The following is an 18,732-nucleotide window of genomic DNA, read 5'->3' as shown; positions in this document are numbered from 1 at the left end:
GTCGTACGCTGTTGGGTGCAACAACCAACACCGCCAAAACCACCCCCAACCCAGCAATCAAAAACCAACGGTTTTGCAGCTCACACCACCCACCGCCAAAGCCACCCGCCCTAAAAAACCTTAATTTAAGGCGCCCCCTGATAAACCCACTGCAACAACGCATCATGCGCATCCCGCGCCTGCGCTGCATTCGCATGGTTGATATAACTCACCACCACATACCGATCCCCGTTCAGGGCATCCACATACCCCGCCAGCGCCCGCACATCATTCAACGTCCCCGTCTTCATATACGCATTGCCGGCCGCGCCGGCCTTAGTCAGCCGGTTACGCAACGTGCCGTCCACCCCAAGTATGGGCAGCGAATCGATCAACACCGGCCCAACCTCGCTGGCAAGCGCCTGCTGCAACAACCGCGACATATCGTACGCGCTGATCCGTTCTTCGCGCGAAAGCCCTGAACCGTTGTCCAGTACCAGGTCCGGCATGGTCAGCCCCTGGCGTGCCAGCCAGCGTTGCACCACTTTCTCCGAGCGCGYGGTGCTGGCAGGCCCGCTGCGATCCATCTCGGCGCCGATGGTCAGATAGAGCTGGCGGGCCATCACGTTGTTCGAGAACTTGTTGATGTCGCGCACGATATCGGAGAGCGGCTGGCCGTAGTGGCGTGCGAGCAGGAAGGCGCCGCGCGGGGGGCGGCCCATGCGCAGCGCCGGCTGGTGGGTGAAGCGGCCGCCGGCGAATTGCCATTCGGCGACGAAGCCGCCCCAGGTGAATTCGTTGTGCGAGAGGGTGGCGATATTAACGACGTGTTCGCCACAGTCGGCGGCGTAGCTGCCGTCGAAGGAAGCCAGCACGGTGCCGTCGGGCTGTTGCGTGACGGAGGGCCGGGCGCGTGCCGACCAGTCACCGCATTTTCCGTTGGACAGCGCCAGGCGGTTGTCCAGCTTGAGCTGCGCCAGCGCGGGCGTGACCGATACCGCTACCGACTGGCTGGCCGGGTCGGGCGTGATGGTGAACGACAGCGTCTTGAAGGCATACAGCAGCGCGTCGGGGCTGACGTTGTAGGCGCGCTRGGTCTCGCCGTCGATGGTGGCGCCGTTGTCGATGGCGGAGTCGAAGTAGCTGCGGTCCAGCACCAGGTCGCCATTGATGGTGGTGGCGCCCGCGGCGCGGGCCTTGGCGACCAGCTTGGCCATTTCTTCCGGCACCAGCTTGGGATCGCCCTGGCCGCGCAGGTAGACGTTGCCGTTGATGGTGCCGTCGGCGCCTGGCTGGCCGTCGGCGTAGAGCGAGGTTTGCCACCGATAGCCGGGGCCGAGCAACTGCAGGCCGGCAAAGGTGGTGACCAGTTTCATGGTCGAGGCCGGGTTCATTGGCGTCTGTGCGTTCCAGCTTGCGCGGGGCGCCTGCGCGCCGACCTTGATCACATAAAAGCTGGCGGCCGAGGCTGGCACGTGTGCGCGCTTGAGCGCGCCCGTCACGCTGGCCGGCAGGCCCGATCGCGGCTCCGCCTGTTCTGTCGGCGTGTTAGCGGCGTGGGAGGCTTTGGCCTTGTGGACGGTGGCCTTGGCTGTGGCGGCGGGCAGGCCGCCGATGCATAGCAGCCCGGCGGCGCAAAGCGGCAACAGGCGGTGAAGGAATGGGGAAGGGCGTTTCGGCATGGTGCCCATGTTAACGCATGGGCATGAGCGCGGATGACGCGAAGTTCAGATTTCCGTGAGGCTCGCGGGTGGTGCCGGCTGGGCCATGCAGGCGGGACAGGGCGGCGCCAGCTTGCCGAGCAGCGCGCGCAGCGTATCCTGCTCCTGCGCCGATAACGCGGCCGCGACGCGCGCATCATGCGCGCACACCGCAGTGGTGGCGGCCTCCAGCGTGCGGCGGCCCGCTGGCGTCAGGACCAGGCTGTAGGCCCGGCGGTCGTGCGGCGCGGGACGGCGTGCAACCAGCTTCATGTCTTCCAGCGCATCGACCAGCAGCACCGCACCGGAGCGCGCGATGCCCAGGATGCTGGCCAGTTCGGTCAGCTTGAGATGCGGGTTGCGCGAGATGATCACCAGCGCGGAGAAACGCGGCGGCGTGATGTGCCACTGCGCCAGCGACTGGACGAAGTCCTCGTAGATGCGGATCTGCGCGCGGCGGATGGCGTAGCCGACCAGGCTGTCCAGCACGCCGTAGTCGATGTTGGGGATATGTGGGTCGAAGCCGCCGATGGTGTCGGCCGCCTGGCTGGCGCCGGCGGGATCGGGGGCGTCGCGGCTGCGGCGCGGGCGCGCCTTTGCTGTGGTCATGATGCCTTGGCGTCGGTCGAATGAAACGGGATCAGATGACGCGAAAATACCGCATTTCCACCCGGTCGGGATAGCGGGCGCCGGTGGCGACGAACAGGTGCTGCATGAGCCAGTCGTAACCGGGCGATGCCGTTTCGAAGCGCGGCGCCGTGCGGAAGTAAATCAGGCGCGGATCGATGAGCTCGCCGGCGCCGAGCCGCGCGATCAGCTCGCCGGGGCCGCTGCGCAAGCCGGCGTTGACGATGTAGATGCGCGCGCCGTCGGTGGTCTCCAGCACGTAGCGCGCTTCGATATCGGCCACGGCGATGCCGTTGCCCGTGTCATGCCGTACCAGCTGGAAGTCAGCGCCGCCGGGCAGGATGCGCCCTTGCAGGCGCGGCCCGCTGACCGCGCCGTCCAGGATGGGGATCACCCGGCGGTTGCCCAGCGCGCTCGCGCCCACCTCGGTGGCCGGCGCCAGCCGGAAGCTGAAGTCGGCCACATGTTCCAGCGTGGGGGCGGGCAGCGCGTCGCTAACCAGGGGCGTGGTCATTTCAGCAGCTTCCAGTTGCCGTTGTCGATGGTCAGCAGCACGCGGCCACGCGTGTCGAAGCCGAAATGGTCCTGCGCCGTGTAGTTCAGCACCCCGTGCGAGACCACGATATTGCGCTCGGTCTCCAGCGCCGTCTTGAGTGCCTTGCGGAATTCCGGCGTGCCCGACTTCGCCTGCTTGAGCGCCACCGGCACGATGCGCTGCAGCACCAGGCCGGCATCGTAGGGGTGCGCGCCGAACTGGGTGCGGCTCTCGGGACCGTACTGCTTTTCATAGCGGCCCACATAGTCCAGCCCTGGCTTTTTCACCGCGGCGTTGTCCGCCAGTTGTTCGGCCACGATCACCGGCCCGGCCGGGAGGATGGAGCCGTTCACGGCTTTGCCGCCGATGCGGATCAGGTCCTTGGTGGCGGCGCCGTGCGTGTGGTAGACCGGGCCCGCGTAGCCGCGCTCGCGCAACGTGGTGTGCGGCAGGGCGGCGCCGGTGCCGGCGCCCGCGATCAGCACCGCGTCGGGATGGGCGGCGATCAGCTTGAGCGTTTGCGCGGTCACGCTGGCATCCGAGCGCGCATAGCGTTCGGTGGCGACGAGGCGGATGCCGCGCGCGGTGGCGGCGGCGGTGAACTCCTTGAGCCAGGTCTCGCCGTAGGCGTCGGCAAAGCCGATGAAGGCGATGGTCTTGACGCCCCTGGCGTGCGCCGCTTCCGCCACGGCTTCGGCCATCAGCCTGACCGGCTGCGCCAGCCGATAGGTCCATTCGCCACGGCCGGGCTTGAGTTCGATGGGCGAGAATGCCAGCTGCACGGTCTGGCTCTCGTCGGCGACTTCGGCGATCGCGATCGACGGCGCCACCGCCGACGAACCGAGGATGATGTCGACCTTGTCTTCGCTGACAAAGCGCCGCGCCACCTTGGTGGCCTGGGTGGGGTCGGAGCCGTCGTCCAGCACCACGTAGCGGATCTTCTCGCCGCCGATGGTCTCCGGCAGCAGCGGCATGCTGTTCTTCTGCGGGATGCCGAGCGAAGCCGAGGGGCCTGTCGACGAGATGCTGACACCGACAGTCACGTCGGCCAGCGCGGGCGCGGCGGCAAGGGTTACGGCCACGGCCAGCGCGAGGCGGGCAGCGGTAGCGGGGCGGATAGGGCTGGGGCGCGGCACGATGTCTCCTTTTTTCCTTGTGATAACGCCGGCTTCTCGGGGCCGGTCGTTGGGCGTAATGCGAGGGGCGAAGCAGTGGGCTAGCGCGCAGGTGCCTGCAGCGACTGCCGGTCGAAGCCGGCGAGCTGCTTGTAGCGCAATGCGATGGCTTCGAGCTCCGCGCGCGGTATCACGGCGTCGATATCGCTGAAGCCTTGCGGCGCGCGCTGCTCGGCCAGCTGCATGACCTGCTCGGGCCCGTTCAGGCGGTTGCGCAGGACGATGGCGGCGGTGCGCGGCAGCCGCTCCGCCTCGTACTCGCGCAGTGCGTAGCCGGCGCCGGACGCATCGCGCGGCGCGCCGTTGGCCAGCAGGCTGTCCATCAGGTAGCGCGCATCCAGGATGGCCTGGGCGCTGCCGTTGGAGCCGATCGGGTACATCGGGTGGGCGGCGTCGCCCAGCAGCGTCACCCGGTCGAAGGTCCAGCGCGGCAGCGGGTCCTTGTCGACCATGGGGAATTCGTAGATGGCTTCGGCGCCGTCGATCAGCGCGGGAATATCGATCCAGTTCCAGCGCCAGTTCGCAAAGGCCGCGCTGAACACGGACTTGTCGACCTGCTTGTTCCAGTCGCTGCGCGGTGGTGTGTCCGAGACGTGGTCGGGCACGCGCAGCTCGGCGATCCAGTTGACCAGCGAGCGCCCCTGGCGGCGCAGCGGTTCGGAGATCGGGTAGGCCACGAACTTCTGGTCCTGGTGGCCCGCCATGAACATCGAGCTGCCGTCCAGGTACGGCGGCGCTTCGGTGACGGCACGCCACAGCGTGCGGCGCGAGAAGCGCGGCGCGTCGCCCTGCGGATAGAAGTGGCGGCGCACCGCGGAGTGGATGCCGTCGGCGCCCACCAGCACATCGGCCCGGGCCGTGACTTCGGCGTTGTCGCTGCGACGGCACAGCGTGAACGCCACCGGCTCGCCGGCGCGCGCACCGGTGCTCACCACCGATTCGAAAGTATGCCCGGTGTGCACGCGATCGGCGCCCAGGCGTTCCACCGCCGTGCGGTAGAGCAGCATCTGGAATTCGCCGCGATGAACGGAAAACTGGGGCAGGTCGTAGCCCGCCGCGCGCCCGCGCGGCTCGTGCCAGATGCGCTGGCCCAGCTTGTTGTAGTAAGACAGTGATGAGGTCTGCACCGCCAGTTCGGCCAGCGCATCGAGCAGCCCCAGTTCCGCCAGCTCGCGCACGGCGTGCGGCAGCAGGTTGATGCCCACGCCGAGCGGGCGCAGCGTTTCGCTGGCTTCCCAGACCTCGGCCTCGATGCCGTGCCGGTGGCAAAGCAGTGCCAGCGTCAGGCCGCCGATGCCGCCGCCGGCTATCGCGATCTTCATGATGTTGTCTCCACAGCTTGTTATGGATTGCCCGCGCCGCGTGGGTCCCTCATGCAGGGTCGGCGGCAAGCAGCAATATTGTTATGTAGTATAACTAAATGGATGATCGCATCAAGCTCTGAAACGTGGGGAGAAACCCGCAATACCGGGCATGCCGGGGCAAGCCTGTGTGGAAGCTTGTGGGATTCCTCTGACAAGAGGTTAGGCCCCTTGCCGGTCGCGCGTGACTTACCCGGCATCCATACTGAAAGCAACTGCCGCAATGCATGGGTGCATTGCCAGGCGCAAAGCCAATCCATCAAGGAGCCCCATCATGCGTACCGTGACCCTGTCTCTCCTGCTTGCCACCCTGCTTAGCGTGGCGGGCTGTGCCGACATGACTCCCAAGCAGCGCAATACGGCCATTGGCGCAGGCGTCGGCGGCGTCGCCGGTGCGGCCCTGATCGGCGGGCCGGCGGCCACCATCGGTGGCGCGGCCCTGGGTGGCGTGGTCGGTAATGTGGCGACCCCCGACCGGAAGTGAGCAGGACAAGCTGCCGGCCGGCATACGTTCCAGGCCGTTACAAAGCAAAAAGCGGATGCCGGTGGCATCCGCTTTTTGCTTTCGGAGGGGCGCCGCTCAGGCGGATTCCCCGACAGCCTTTGTTTTCGTGCTGGTCCGGGCGCCAGCGCCAACGGGGAACACGGCGTCGTACGCCCAGTTGTAGATGAAGGCATAAACCACGTAGAACGCCGCCACCGCGATATCCATGATGAAGGCATCGAGCAAGCTCATGTCCAGGTACCAGGCCACCATCGGCAGGAACACCACCAGCAGGCCCAGTTCGAACAGGATGGCATGCAGCACGCGCACGGCCACCGGCTTGCGCAATTGTCCGGTGAACCGGAGCATGGCCTTGTCGAACAGCAGGTTGTAAAGATAATTCCAGCCGGCGGCGATCACCGATGCCACCACCGCAATGATGCCCATCTGGTGCAGGGCGAAGCCAAATAGCCAGCTGCCCACCGGCGCGAAGATCAGCAGGCCGATCAGTTCAAAGCCGATGGTGTGGCGGATTCTGTCCTTGGTGCTGCGCATGATACTTCCTGTCTGGCGTCAATGCAGGCCATTCTATCTATAATCGTGGCATAGCCAAGTTGGTATCCATCGCTAAAAACGATGGTTGTGACGGCATCGCGCCATCAGGAATCCCATGAGCCTTTCCCTGGAACAATTGCAGGCCTTCGCGGCCGCCGCCGAGTGCGGTTCTTTTTCCGCCGCCGCGCGCCGCCTGGGCAAGGCGCAGTCGGTGGTCAGCGCGGCCGTGGCCAACCTGGAAATCGATCTCGGCAATCAACTGTTCGACCGTGCCGGCCGCTATCCGACCCTGACCGCCGCGGGCGAACGCCTGCTGGCCGAAGCACGGGTGATCCTGGAGCGTTGCGAGCATTTCCGCGGTGTGGCCAAGAGCCTGGGCGAAGGCGTCGAGAGCCGCCTGGTGCTGGCGGTGGATGAGCTGTATCCGGAGGAAACCCTGGGCGTGCTGCTCGAAGAGTTCTCGGCGCGCTTCCCGGCGGTGGAACTGGAGCTGCTGTTTCCCTTGATGGAGGATGTCAGCCGGCTGGTGCTGGCCGGTTCCGCCGACCTGGGCCTGATGTGGCGCCAGGAGGTGTTGCCGCCGGAGCTGGGCTTCCGTGCGCTGGGTTGGGTGCCGATGCAGATCATCTGCGCGCCCGACCACGCGCTCGCGGACCAGCGCGTGGGCTGGGAGGAACTGAAACGCTACCGGCAACTGATGGTGGCGACCCGCAGCGATAGCGAGGAAAAAATGCGGCTGCGCGTGGCCGCCGAAGTCTGGTGGGTGGAGAGCCAGTGGGTCATCGTCGAACTGGTCAAGCGCCGGCTGGGCTGGGCCTTCGTGCCCTGGCACGTGGCGGCCAATTCGCCGGCCGCGGCGCAACTGGTGTCGCCGGTGCTGGAGTTCGACGACCAGGACTGGCCGGTGGCGATGGAGCTGGTGTGGCACAAGCAGCGGCCGCTCGGCAAGGCCGCTACGTGGCTCAAGGAACGGGTGAGCAAGCAGCCGCTGCCGCGTCCGGAGAAGCGGCCGGCATAGGGCCGCTACTCCGGAGGCTCGCGCACGCCGCCGCCTAGCGGACCAGGCCGAACTCCTTCGCCAGCGTGCCGTAGCGTTGCACGGTGTCCTTCACATAGGCGTCAAGCGACGCCGCGCCGCCCAGATCGGCGGGGAACAAGCCTTGCTCCGCGCGCAGCCGGGCGAATGCCGGGCTTGCCTGCAGGCGCTCGAAGCGGCCAGCCCAGCGCTGGTAGTCGGCCTGCGCGACCTTCGGGCCCATGTAGAAGCCGCGCAGGATGGGCCAGGTGATGTCGTAGCCTTGCTCGCGCGCCGTCGGCACGCTGGCAAGCCTGCCCGGCAGGCGCCGCTCGGCCAGCACGGCGAGGATGCGGATCCCGCCTGCGCCGAGTTGCATCGCGGCTTCGGAGACGTCGCCCGACACCGCTTGCACGTGCCCGCCCAGCAGTGCCGTGAAGGCCTCGCCGCCACCTTCGAAGCCCACGAAGCGCATGCGCTTGTAGCCAACGCCGGCCTGCCTGGCCACCAGCGCGGCCTTCATCCAGTCCTGGTTGCCGATGGTGCCACCGGCACCGAACAGTACCTGGTCGGGGTCCGACTTCAGCGCGGCCACCAGGTCCTTCAAGGTCTTGTAAGGCGAATCGGCGCGCACCGCGATCATGCCGTAGTCGGTGCCGAGCGCGCCGACCCAGCGCACGTCGGCCACGCCATACTTGCCGAACYTGCCCTCGGCCAGCGCCAGCAGCGAGCCGCCGGAGAAGGCGACGATCGTATCGGGCTCGGCGGGGCGCTGCGCCACGATGCTGTTGTAGGCCACGGCGCCGATGCCACCCGGCACGTAGACCAGCCGCATCGGTTGCTCGGTCAGTCCGGCTTCCAGCAGCGCTCGCTGCGCCAGCTTGCAGGTCAGGTCGAAGCCGCCGCCGGGCTTGGCGGGCACGATGCACTCCGGCGTGGGGGACGCATGCGCGCAAACCGCCCCGAGGGCGAGCGCGGCGCAAGCGAGACGCAGGGCGGCCGGGACGATGCTCATGGATTCTCCTGGGATGGGGCCGGACGACGGGATAGAACGACAACGCGGCAGACAGCTTACCGGGAAATCCCGGGCAAATCCGCTGGCTGCCGGTGAGAAAATCAGGCATAACGGAGTGCCAGAAGCGCAGGAGAAGAACCTTCCATGAGAGTACTGCTGGTCGAAGACCACGACGAACTGGCCACCTGGGTGATGCAGGCGCTGCGCGCCCTGCATTTCACCGTGGAGCGCGCCGCCGACGCGGCCAGCGCCGAATCCCTCCTGTTCAGCACGCACGCGGGCGGCACCGGTGCCGGTGAAGGCCCTGCTGCGCCGCGCGCGCCAGACCGAGGCGCCGCTGGTGGTTTGCGGCGGCCTGGGCTTCGATACGGTGTCGCGCCATTTCCAGGTGGGCGGCGTGCCGCTCGCGCTGACGCCGCGCGAGCACGCGGTGCTGGAGATCCTGATGACGCCGCCAGGCAAGACCGTCAGCAAGGACCGGATCTACGCCAGCATCTTCACGCTGGCCGACGAGACCCAGCCCGATGTGATCGAGGTCTATGTGCATCGCCTGCGCCGCAAGCTCGAAGGCTCCGGCGCGGCCATCGTGACCTTGCGTGGGCTGGGCTACGTGCTGGAGCCCAGCGTTGGCTGAGCCGCGCAGGCGTCCCGCCAGCCTGCGCGCGCGCCTGCTGTGGTGGCTGATACCGCCCATGCTGGTGCTGCAGGCGGTGTACGGCGTGGTGGCGTATTCGAATGCGCTGGCGTCAGCCGACCTGGCCTACGACCGCACGCTGCTGSCCTCCGCGCGCAATATCTCCGAGCGCATCACGCTGACACCCGAAGGCGTGCGCGTGGACGTGCCCTATATCTCGCTCGATACCTTCGAGGTGGGTATGAACGCCACCATGTTCTATCGCGTGAGCGGGGTGCATGGCGAGTTCGTCTCGGGCTACGACGACCTGCCGCCGTTCGATGCCAGCCAGCCCCGCACCAGGCTCTATCCCGCGCTGGTGAGTTTCTACGACCGCACTTACCGCGGCCAGCCGATCCGCATCGCCGCGCTGCGCCAGCCGGTGATGGACGCGAGCGGCACGCACGGCGGCATGGCGTTGATCGAAGTTGGCGAGACCCTCGACTCGCGCCAGGCGCTGACGCGCAACATCCTGTTCGATGTGCTGTGGGGCCAGTTGATGCTGGTGCTGGCGGTGGTGCTCGTGATCTGGCTGTTCACGCGGCGCGCGCTGGCGCCGCTCGATGCGCTGCGCGCCGAGGTGGCGCAGCGCCAGCCCGGCGCCACCACGCCGCTGCCGCTCGATAGCGCGCCGCGCGAAACGGCGCCGCTGGTGGAGGCGATGAACGGCTATATGGCGCGGCTGGAGCAGGTGCTGGCCGCGCAGCGCCGCTTTATCGCCGACGCGGCACATCAGTTGCGCACGCCGCTCGCGGTGCTGCACACGCAGGCGCAACTGGCGGCGCGTGAGCACGATCCCGCCGAGCAGCGGCGCATCGCGCAGGGCCTGGCCGACAGCACCGCGCGCATGGCCGCGCTGGCCGACCGCCTGCTGTCGATGGCGCGCGCCGCGCACGGCGGCGCGGAGACACCGCGCGTGCTGGACCTGGCGGCGCTGGTGAGGGAAGTCTGCCTCGAACTCACGCCCGCCGCCCGCGCGCGGCGCATCGACCTGGGTTTCGAGGGCGAGGGCGCGCTGCCGGTGCTTGGCACCGACCTGCTGCACGAACTGGTCACCAACCTGGTCGACAACGCGCTGCGCTACACGCCATCGGACGGCGTCGCCACGGCGCGCGTCCATCGCGCTGGCGAAGCGGTGGTGCTGGAGGTGGAAGACGATGGCCCGGGCATTCCGTTGCAGGAACGCGCGGCGGTACTGGAGCCGTTCTATCGCGGCAAGGCCGCCGGTTTGAGCGCCGCGGGGGAGGCGAACCCGGGCGGCTCCGGGCTCGGTCTCACCATCGTGCGCGACATTGCCGCCGCGCACGGCGCCACGCTGGCGCTGCTGGAGGGCGAGGGCGGCAATGGCCTGCTGGTGCGGGTGCGTTTTCCGCCGGCATAGGGCGGCGCAACGCCACCGGATGCCAGCGACGGCTACCGCCGCGCGGCCACGCTGGCGGCGGAGCGCGCCGGTGCGATTGCCGGTGCCGGCGCGGCGCCTTGCGTTCCGGCGGGCGGTGGCATGCCGCCAGGGGCCGGTGCGGCTGGCACGGTACCTGGCATAGCCGGCGCCGCGTTCGACGCATTGTCCGTCTCGATATGCCACCCGCCGCCCAGCGCCTTGATCAGCACCGCGCTGGTCGTGTACTGGCGGCCTACGATGGTCAGCGCGGTGCGCTCCGCGGTGTAGGCGGTGGTTTGCGCCGTCAGCACATCCAGCAGGCTCGCGGTGCCGGCGCGGTAGCGGTTGTTGACGAGGGCCAGCGCGTCGCGCGCCGAACGCAGCGCGTCGTTCTGCACCACGGATTCCTGCTCCAGCAGGCGCGCGGCCGCGAGGCCATCCTCGACCTCCTGGAAGGCGGAGAGCACCGTCTGGCGGTAATTGGCCACGCTCTGGTCGTAAGCGGCAACCGCCTGCGCCTTGGCGGCGCTGCGCAGGCCACCGTCGAACAGCGTGCCGGCCAGCGCGGGGCCGATCGACCACACGCGGTCCGGCAGCGCCAGCCAGCGCGCCAGCGTGCTGGCGGATAGACCGCCGGTGGCGGATAGCGTCAGCGTCGGGTAATAAGCCGCCTGGGCCACCCCGATCTGCGCATTGGCAGCGGCCATGCGGCGCTCGGCCGCGCCGATATCGGGCCGGCGTTCCAGCAGCGCCGACGGCACCGCGATGGGCACGCGCGGCACGGCGGAGGCGTAGTCCTGCGGCGTGATGGCGAGGTCCGCCGGCGGCTTGCCTGTCAGGATGGCGATGGCGTGCTCCAGCTGCGCGCGCGTGATCTGGATATCGATCTGCTGCGCCTGCGCGCTCTTGAGCTGGGTCTCGGATTGCAGCACGTCGGAGCGCTGGGCGGTGCCGGCTGCGTACTGGTTGCGTACCAGCTGCAGTGATTTCTCGTAGTCGGTCACCGTGCGGTCCAGCAAGGCCTTCTGCTGGTCGGCGATGCGCAGCAGGAAATAGCTCTGCGCCAGCGTGGACTGGGTCGACAGCAATGTCGAAGCCAGGTCGGACTGGCTGGCCTGCGCGCTGGCTTCGCTGCTTTCCACCTGCCTGCGCACACGGCCCCACACATCGATTTCCCAGCTTGCCGACAGCGTGGCCCTCTGCCCGTTGGCGACCTGGCCGTTGCTGCCGCGCGTGCGGTCGAGTCCGGCCGATGCGTTCACGGTCGGGAAGTAGCCCGCGCGCGCCGATTCCAGCGCCGCCAGCGCTTGCCGGTACTGCGCCTCGGATGCCTTGATGTTCTGGTTGGCGACCTGCACCTGTGCCATCAGCTTGTCGAGCTCCGGATCGGCGAACACCGCCCACCAGTTGCTGCGCTCGCTGGTGTCCTGCGGTTCGGCCGGCTTCCACTCGCCCCACTGCGAGGCGTCGGCCGGTGCCTCCTTGAAGGTCGGCGTGGACGGCGCATCGGGGCGCTTGTAGTCGGGCCCCACGGCGCAGCCGGCCAGCAGCAGGGCGCACGCCACCGTCATCGCGGTCGCCGGGAAGGAAAGGGTAGGGAGGCGGAGAAGAGCGTTCATGGATCGCATTCAGGGTTCGAGGCTGGCCGTGGCCGGGGGCACGGCCGAACGGCGCTGGCGCCAGGCTTTCACCTTCAGGCGCCAGCGGTCCAGCGTCAGGTAGACCACGGGCGTCGTGTACAGCGTGAGCAACTGGCTGACCACCAGCCCGCCGACGATGGAGATGCCCAGCGGCGCGCGCAGTTCGGCGCCGTCGCCGCGGCCGATCGCCAGCGGGATGGCGCCCAGCAAGGCAGCCATCGTGGTCATCAGGATGGGGCGGAAGCGCAGCAGGCAGGCGCGGTAGATGGCATCGCGCGGCGACAGGCCCTCGCGCCGCTCGGCATCGATGGCGAAGTCGATCATCATGATGGCGTTCTTCTTGACGATGCCGATCAGCRGGATCACGCCGATCAGCGCGATGATGCTGAAGTCCGTGCCCGAGGCCAGCAGCGCCAGCAGCGCGCCGACGCCCGCCGATGGCAGGGTGGACAGGATGGTGAGCGGATGCACGTAACTCTCGTACAGCATGCCGAGCACGATGTAGATGGTGATCAGCGCGGCCAGGATCAGCAGCGGCTGGCTCTTGAGCGAGTCCTGGAAGGCCTTGGCGCTGCCCTGGAAGTTGGCCTGCAGCGTCTCCGGCACGCCGATGCGCGCCATCTCCGCCTTGACCATGTCGGTGGCCTGCGACAGCGAGACGCCCTCGGCAAGGTTGAAGGAAATGGTGGAGGCGGCGAACTGGCCCTGGTGGTTGACGCCCAGCGGCGTGCTGGTGGGCGCGAACCGCGCGAAGGCCGACAGCGGCACCTGCTTGCCGCCGCCGGTGACTACATAGATATCGTTGAGCGCATGCGGGCCCTGCAGATACTCGGGGCTGAGTTCCATCACCACCCGGTACTGGTTGAGCGGGTGGTAGATGGTGGACACCAGGCGCTGGCCGAAGGCGTCGTTGAGCACGGCATCGATCTGCTGCGCGGTGACGCCGAGCTTCGAAGCGGTGTCGCGGTCGATGATGACCGAGGTCTGCAGGCCCTTGTCGTTGGTGTCGGTATCGACATCCTCCAGCCCCTTGAGGTTGGAGATGGCCGCGCGCACCTTGGGCTCCCACTCGCGCAGCACGTCGAGATCGTCCGACTGCAGCGTGAACTGGTAAGCCGAACTGCTTTGCCGGCCGCCGATGCGGRTGTCCTGCACCGAGGTCAGGAACAGGCTGGCACCGGGCTCCTTGGCCAGCTTGACGCGCAGCCGGGCCACGATGGCGTCGGCCGAGTCGCGCTCCGAAATCGGCTTGAGCGTGACGAACATCTGGCCGGTATTGCGCTGCGAACCGCCGGTGAAGCCCGTCACGTTGACCACCGCCGGGTCGGACTGCACGATCTTGATGAAGTTATCGAGCTTGGGCCGCATGGCCTGGAACGAGGTGGCCTGGTCGGCCCGTATAAAGCCGATCAGGCGCCCGGTGTCCTGCTGCGGGAAGAAGCCCTTGGGCACGATCGTGTAGAGCCAGACATTGAGGCCGATGGTGGCCAGCAACACCAGCCACACCAGCACGCTGTGGCGCAGCGACACGGCCAGGGTGCGCGCGTACAGGTCGTGCATCCAGGTGAACACGCGTTCGCTGGCGCGGTAGAAGCGGCCCTGCTGTTCCGGCTTCACCGGCTTGAGCAGGCGCGCGCACATCATCGGCGTGGCGGTCAGCGAGACCACCAGCGATACCAGGATCGCCACCGACAAGGTGATGGCGAACTCCTGGAACAGGCGTCCGACGATGCCGCCCATCATCAGCAGCGGGATAAACACCGCGATCAGCGACAGGCTCATCGACAGCACGGTGAAGCCTACCTCGCGCGACCCCCTGAGCGCGGCTTCGAGCGGCTTCATGCCCTCCTCGATATGCCGCGAGATATTCTCCAGCACCACGATGGCGTCATCGACCACGAAACCGGTGGCGATGGTCAGCGCCATCAGCGACAGGTTGTTGAGCGAGAAGCCGGCCAGGTACATCACCGAGAAGGTGCCGATCAGCGACACCGGCACCGCCACGCTGGGAATCAGCGTGGCGCGCGCATTGCGCAAGAACAGGAACACCACCATGATCACCAGCGCCACCGAGATCATCAGCGTGTGCTCCACCTCGCGCAGCGAACCGCGGATGGTGGGGGTGCGGTCCATCATCACTTCCATCTTGATGGCGGACGGAATCATCTGCTGCAGCGACGGCAGCACCTCGTTGACCCGGTCCACGGTCTCGATGATGTTGGCGCCGGGGGAACGGTTGAGCACCAGCAGCACCGAGGGCTGGCCGTTGGCGGAGCCGGCGTTGCGCACGTCCTGCACCGAATCGGTCACCCTGGCCACGTCAGACAGCCGCACCGGCACGGCGAAGGCGTTCGGGCCGCTGCTGCTGCCGTTGCCGCCGGTGGCGCCGGTGCTGATGGTGGTGGTGCCGCTGCTGGTGGTCRGCGTGGTGGTGGTGACGCCGTTGACGGTCTTGGTGCTGACGCCGCCGCCCGCGGTGGCGTTGGCGGTGCTGGCGATCAGCGCGCCCGCCGAGGCCGAGGAAAACGTGCCCGGCGTGGCGTAGCGCACGATCAGCGGCATATAGTCCGCCGCCTTCATGGCCTGGTCGTTGGCGTAGACCTGCCAGTTGGTGGTGGCGTTTTCCAGCGAGCCGAGCGGACGGTTGGCGTTGGTGGCGCTGATGGTGTTGCGCACATCCTCCAGCGAGATGCCGTATTTGTTGAGCGCGGTGGGGTTGAGCTCCACCCGCACCGCCGGCAGCGAAGAGCCGCCGATGGTGACTTGCCCGACGCCCTCGATCTGCGACATCTTCTGCGCCAGGATGGTCGAGGCCGCATCGTAGAGCTRGCCGCGCGTCATGGTGGGCGAGGTCAGCGCGATGATCATGATCGGCGCGTCGGCCGGGTTGACCTTGCGGTAGGTCGGGTTGCTCGGCAGGCTGGTGGGCAGCGTGGCGCGCGAGGCGTTGATGGCAGCCTGCACGTCGCGCGCGGCGCCGTCGATATCGCGTGACAGCTCGAACTGCAGCGTGACGCGGGTCGAGCCCAGCGAGCTGCTGGAGGTGATCTCGGTGACGCCGGCGATGGCGCCCAGCGCGCGCTCCAGCGGCGTGGCCACGGTGGCGGCCATGGTCTCGGGGCTGGCGCCGGGCAGCGAGGCGGACACCGAGATGGTGGGGAAGTCCACCTGCGGCAGCGGCGACACCGGCAGCAGCCGCAGCGCCGCCAGCCCCGCCAGCAGGATGCCGATGGTCAGCAGCGCGGTGGCGACCGGCCGATGGATAAAGGTAGCCGACAGGTTCATCACGGCCTCGGCTCGGGGGCGGGGCCGCCGGTCTGGTCGCCATCGCCGGTGTCGCCATAACGGCGCCGGCGCCAGTCCTTGAGGCGCATTGCCAGGCTGTCGAACGCCAGGTAGATCACCGGCGTGGTGAACAGCGTCAGCACCTGGCTGACCAGCAAGCCGCCCACCATGGTGATGCCCAGCGGGCGGCGCAGCTCGGACCCGATGCCGGTGCCGAGCATCAGCGGCAGCGCGGCCAGCAATGCCGCCATGGTGGTCATCAGGATCGGGCGGAAACGCAGCAGGCAGGCCTGGAAGATCGCCTCGCGCGGCGCCATGCCACCCTCGCGCTCCGCGTCCAGCGCGAAGTCGATCATCATGATGGCGTTCTTCTTGACGATACCGATCAGCAGGATGATGCCGATGATCGCGATGATGCCCAGGTCCTGGCCCGAGACCAGCAGCGCCAGCAGCGCGCCCACGCCGGCCGAGGGCAGGGTGGAGAGGATGGTCACCGGATGGATGGTGCTCTCGTAGAGCACGCCCAGCACGATGTACATCGTGATCACCGCCGCCAGGATCAGCCACAGCGTGTTGGACAACGAGGCACGGAATGCCAGCGCCGCGCCCTGGAATTCGGTCTGCATGGAGATCGGCAGGCCGATTTCGTGCTCCACCTTGGTGATCTTGTCCACTGCCGCGCCGAGCGATTCGCCGGGCGACAGATTGAACGAAATGGTGGCGGAGGGGAACTGGCCCTGATGGTTGATCACCAGCGGGCCGGTGCGCTCGCTGATGCGCGCGAACGCGCCAAGCGGCACTTGCCCGCCCGAGGACGAGGGCAGGCGCAGTTCCGCCAGCGACCGCGGATCGGTGCGGAACTCGGGCATGGCTTCCAGCACCACACGGTACTGGCTCGACTGGGTGAAGATGGTCGACACCAGCCGCTGGCCGAATGCGCTGTACAGCGCGCTGTCGATCACCGCGGTGGTGATGCCGAAGCGCGCCGCGGCGTCGCGGTCGATATCCACGTAGGCGCGCAGGCCGTTGTTCTGCTGGTCGCTGGCCACGTCACGCAGTTCGGGCTCCTGTTTCAGGCGCTCCACCAGCCTGGGCACCCAGGTGGCCAGCGTGACGGGGTCCGGATCCTGCACGGTGAACTGGTACTGGGTGCGGGACACGCGGTCCTCGATGGTCAGGTCCTGCACCGGCTGGGTGTAGAGCGAGACGCCGCCGAGCTTGTCGACCGCGGCCTGCAGCCGGCGCGTCACGTCCTCGATGGAATCGCGGCGCTGGTCCTTGGGCTTCAGGTTGATCAAGAGGCGCCCGGCGTTGAGCGTGGTGTTGGTGCCGTCCACGCCGATGAAGGAGGACAGGCTTTCCACCGCGGGATCTTCCAGCACCACTTTCGCCACCGCCTGCTGTTTCAGCGCCATGGCGGGGAAGGACGTAGTCTGGGAAGCCTCGGTAATGCCCTGGATCACGCCGGTGTCCTGCACCGGGAAGAAGCCCTTGGGCACCAGCATGTACAGCAGCACGGTCAGCACCAGCGTGCCGACGGCGACCAGCAGCGTGAGTTGCTGGCGGTCCAGCACCCAGTCCAGGGCGCGCCCGTAGCTGGCGATCACGTTGTCGAAGAAGCGCCCGGTGGCCCGGTGGAACCGCGAGAGTTTCTCTTCGGGCACATGGTGCAGCAGGCGCGCGCACATCATCGGCGTGAGCGTCAGCGAGACCACCGCCGAGATCAGGATCGATACCGCCAGCGTGATGGCGAATTCGCGGAACAGCCGCCCCACCACGTCGCCCATGAACAGCAGCGGGATCAGCACGGCCACCAGCGAGAAGGTCAGCGAGATGATGGWGAAGCCAATCTGCCTGGACCCCTTGAGGGCCGCCTCCATGGGCGAATCGCCCTTCTCGATGTAGCGCATGATGTTCTCGATCATCACGATCGCATCGTCCACCACGAAGCCGGTGGCGATGGTCAGCGCCATCAGCGTCAGGTTGTTGATCGAGAAGCCCGCCAGGTACATCACCCCGAAGGTGCCCACCAGCGACAGCGGCACCGCCACGCCAGGGATGATGGTGGCCGGCACGTTGCGCAGGAAGACGAAGATCACCATCACCACCAGCGCGACCGCCAGCAGCAGTTCAAACTCCACGTCGCGCACCGAGGCGCGGATGGTGGTGGTGCGGTCGGTCAGCAGCTGCACCTTGACCGAGGCCGGCAGCGAGCTCTGCAATTGCGGCAGCAGCCCCTTGATGCGGTCCACCACCTCGATCACGTTGGCGCCGGGCTGGCGCTGGATGCTCAGCACGATGGCCGGCTTGTCGTTGGCCCACGCCGCCAGCCGGCTGTTCTCGGGGCCGTCGACGATATTGGCCACGTCGGTGATGCGGATCGGCGCGCCGTTCTGGTAGCCCACGATGATCTGGCGGTACTCGTCGGCGGACTTGAGCTGGTCGTTGGCGTCGATGGTGGAGGCGCGCGCGGGGCCGTCGAAGCTGCCCTTGGCGCCGTTGACGTTGGCGCTGCCGATGGCCGTGCGCAGGTCATCGATCGACATGCCGAGCGCGGCCAGCGCGGTCGGGTTGGCCTGGATACGCACCGCCGGGCGCTGCCCGCCGCTGATGCTGACCAGCCCCACCCCCTGCAACTGCGAAATCTTCTGCGCCACGCGCGTATCCACCATGTCCTGCAGCTTGGGCAGCGGCATGGTGTCCGAGGTCATGGCCAGGGTCATGATCGGCGCGTCGGCCGGGTTGACCTTGCTGTAGACCGGCGGCATCGGCAGGTCCGCCGGCAGCAGGTTGCCGCCGGCGTTGATGGCCGCCTGGACTTCTTGCTCGGCCACGTCCAGCGACAGCGTCAGGTCGAATTGCAGCGTGATCACCGAGGCGCCGCCCGAGGACGACGACGACATCTGCTTGAGGCCCGGCATCTGGCCGAACTGGCGCTCCAGCGGGGCCGTGATCGACGACGTCATTACGTCCGGGCTGGCGCCCGGGTAGAGCGTGGTGACCTGGATGGTCGGGTAATCGACCTCCGGCAGCGCCGACAGCGGCAGCAGCCTGAAGGCCACCAGACCGGACAGCAGGATGGCGACCATCAGCAACGCGGTSGCGACCGGCCGCTCGATGAAGAGGCGTGAGGGGTTCATGCTGAGTCCTTACTGCGGCCGCTGGGGCGCCGCGCCCGCCGGGGCGCCATCGCCGCCGGGAACCGGGGCGCTTGCGCCGTCGCGGTGGCGCCGTCCTTCGGCATGGGCGCCGGAGGCACCCGCCGCGCCCGAAGCCCCGCTGCCGCTGGCACCACCCGAGCCGCCGT

Annotated in this window: 13 protein-coding genes and 1 pseudogene; 4 read left to right on the top strand and 10 right to left on the bottom strand. The window is 67.9% G+C overall.

The annotated features are described in order from the left end of the window. Nucleotides 1–125: 125 nt before the first annotated feature. The 5 genes from dacB to AC1DKD_RS34795 form a co-directional block, all read right to left on the bottom strand. Complete coding sequence (gene dacB, locus AC1DKD_RS34815) at nt 126–1,670, bottom strand: D-alanyl-D-alanine carboxypeptidase/D-alanyl-D-alanine endopeptidase (protein WP_477144290.1); 1,545 nt, start codon at nt 1,668–1,670, stop codon at nt 126–128. A 36-nt stretch (nt 1,671–1,706) separates the two neighbouring features. Continuing rightward, nucleotides 1,707–2,288, bottom strand: a complete 582-nt coding sequence (locus AC1DKD_RS34810) for a MarR family winged helix-turn-helix transcriptional regulator (RefSeq protein ID WP_441635975.1) — start codon at nt 2,286–2,288, stop codon at nt 1,707–1,709. 31 nt (nt 2,289–2,319) lie between these two features. Then, nucleotides 2,320–2,820 carry a DUF3237 domain-containing protein gene (locus AC1DKD_RS34805; RefSeq protein ID WP_441635973.1) on the bottom strand — a complete coding sequence of 167 codons (501 nt, stop codon included), beginning with the start codon at nt 2,818–2,820 and terminating at the stop codon, nt 2,320–2,322. Beyond that, a complete protein-coding gene (locus AC1DKD_RS34800; protein ID WP_441635990.1) occupies nt 2,817–3,929 on the bottom strand; it encodes an ABC transporter substrate-binding protein in 1,113 nt (370 codons plus the stop codon). Before AC1DKD_RS34800 ends, AC1DKD_RS34805 begins: the two co-directional genes overlap by 4 nt. 128 nt (nt 3,930–4,057) lie before the next feature. Further along, nucleotides 4,058–5,338: a flavin-dependent oxidoreductase gene (locus AC1DKD_RS34795; RefSeq protein ID WP_441635971.1), complete on the bottom strand. Its 1,281-nt coding sequence runs from the start codon at nt 5,336–5,338 to the stop codon at nt 4,058–4,060. A gap of 313 nt (nt 5,339–5,651) precedes the next feature. On the opposite strand from AC1DKD_RS34795, the gene AC1DKD_RS34790 reads away from it, so the two are divergent. After that, nucleotides 5,652–5,861, top strand: coding sequence for a hypothetical protein (locus AC1DKD_RS34790; protein WP_045237226.1), 210 nt, complete (start codon nt 5,652–5,654; stop codon nt 5,859–5,861). A gap of 96 nt (nt 5,862–5,957) precedes the next feature. On the opposite strand, the gene AC1DKD_RS34785 is transcribed toward AC1DKD_RS34790, so the two are convergent. Then, a complete protein-coding gene (locus AC1DKD_RS34785; RefSeq protein WP_441635969.1) occupies nt 5,958–6,416 on the bottom strand; it encodes a PACE efflux transporter in 459 nt (152 codons plus the stop codon). Between the two features lie 115 nt (nt 6,417–6,531). Between AC1DKD_RS34785 and AC1DKD_RS34780 the strand changes: the two genes are divergently transcribed. Beyond that, nucleotides 6,532–7,434 (top strand): LysR family transcriptional regulator, encoded by a 903-nt coding sequence (locus AC1DKD_RS34780; protein WP_045237224.1) that lies wholly within the window; start codon nt 6,532–6,534, stop codon nt 7,432–7,434. 34 nt (nt 7,435–7,468) lie between these two features. Here AC1DKD_RS34780 and AC1DKD_RS34775 read toward each other — a convergent pair whose 3' ends face one another. Beyond that, nucleotides 7,469–8,446, bottom strand: coding sequence for a tripartite tricarboxylate transporter substrate binding protein (locus tag AC1DKD_RS34775; RefSeq protein WP_477144289.1), 978 nt, complete (start codon nt 8,444–8,446; stop codon nt 7,469–7,471). 144 nt (nt 8,447–8,590) lie between these two features. On the opposite strand from AC1DKD_RS34775, the pseudogene AC1DKD_RS34770 reads away from it, so the two are divergent. Beyond that, a pseudogene (locus AC1DKD_RS34770) lies at nt 8,591–9,080 on the top strand (winged helix-turn-helix domain-containing protein). Beyond that, nucleotides 9,073–10,500 (top strand): sensor histidine kinase, encoded by a 1,428-nt coding sequence (locus tag AC1DKD_RS34765; protein ID WP_477144288.1) that lies wholly within the window; start codon nt 9,073–9,075, stop codon nt 10,498–10,500. Before AC1DKD_RS34770 ends, AC1DKD_RS34765 begins: the two are co-directional and overlap by 8 nt. A gap of 32 nt (nt 10,501–10,532) precedes the next feature. Here AC1DKD_RS34765 and AC1DKD_RS34760 read toward each other — a convergent pair whose 3' ends face one another. The 3 genes from AC1DKD_RS34760 to AC1DKD_RS34750 are packed head-to-tail and all read right to left on the bottom strand — an operon-like array spanning nt 10,533 to nt 18,565. Beyond that, the gene (locus AC1DKD_RS34760) at nt 10,533–12,128 is read right to left on the bottom strand and encodes an efflux transporter outer membrane subunit (RefSeq protein ID WP_441637168.1); all 1,596 of its coding nucleotides are present in this window, start codon (nt 12,126–12,128) and stop codon (nt 10,533–10,535) included. After that, the gene (locus AC1DKD_RS34755; protein ID WP_477144287.1) at nt 12,129–15,425 is read right to left on the bottom strand and encodes an efflux RND transporter permease subunit; all 3,297 of its coding nucleotides are present in this window, start codon (nt 15,423–15,425) and stop codon (nt 12,129–12,131) included. Then, complete coding sequence (locus AC1DKD_RS34750) at nt 15,425–18,565, bottom strand: MdtB/MuxB family multidrug efflux RND transporter permease subunit (protein WP_477144286.1); 3,141 nt, start codon at nt 18,563–18,565, stop codon at nt 15,425–15,427. Before AC1DKD_RS34750 ends, AC1DKD_RS34755 begins: the two co-directional genes overlap by 1 nt. Nucleotides 18,566–18,732 lie beyond the last annotated feature (167 nt).

The organism is Cupriavidus sp. 05T313 (assembly GCF_056396665.1).
The sequence above is the reverse complement of the archived record's forward strand: the minus strand, read 5'-3'. Positions and strand labels throughout refer to the sequence as shown.

Bases quoted from the DNA above. Each gene is read 5' to 3' on its own strand.
- AC1DKD_RS34810 (WP_441635975.1), bottom strand. From the start codon at position 2,288: ATGACCACAGCAAAGGCGCGCCCGCGCCGCAGCCGCGACGCCCCCGAT.
- AC1DKD_RS34805 (WP_441635973.1), bottom strand. From the start codon at position 2,820: ATGACCACGCCCCTGGTTAGCGACGCGCTGCCCGCCCCCACGCTGGAA.
- AC1DKD_RS34795 (WP_441635971.1), bottom strand. From the start codon at position 5,338: ATGAAGATCGCGATAGCCGGCGGCGGCATCGGCGGCCTGACGCTGGCA.
- AC1DKD_RS34790 (WP_045237226.1), top strand. From the start codon at position 5,652: ATGCGTACCGTGACCCTGTCTCTCCTGCTTGCCACCCTGCTTAGCGTG.
- AC1DKD_RS34785 (WP_441635969.1), bottom strand. From the start codon at position 6,416: ATGCGCAGCACCAAGGACAGAATCCGCCACACCATCGGCTTTGAACTG.
- AC1DKD_RS34780 (WP_045237224.1), top strand. From the start codon at position 6,532: ATGAGCCTTTCCCTGGAACAATTGCAGGCCTTCGCGGCCGCCGCCGAG.
- AC1DKD_RS34760 (WP_441637168.1), bottom strand. From the start codon at position 12,128: ATGCGATCCATGAACGCTCTTCTCCGCCTCCCTACCCTTTCCTTCCCG.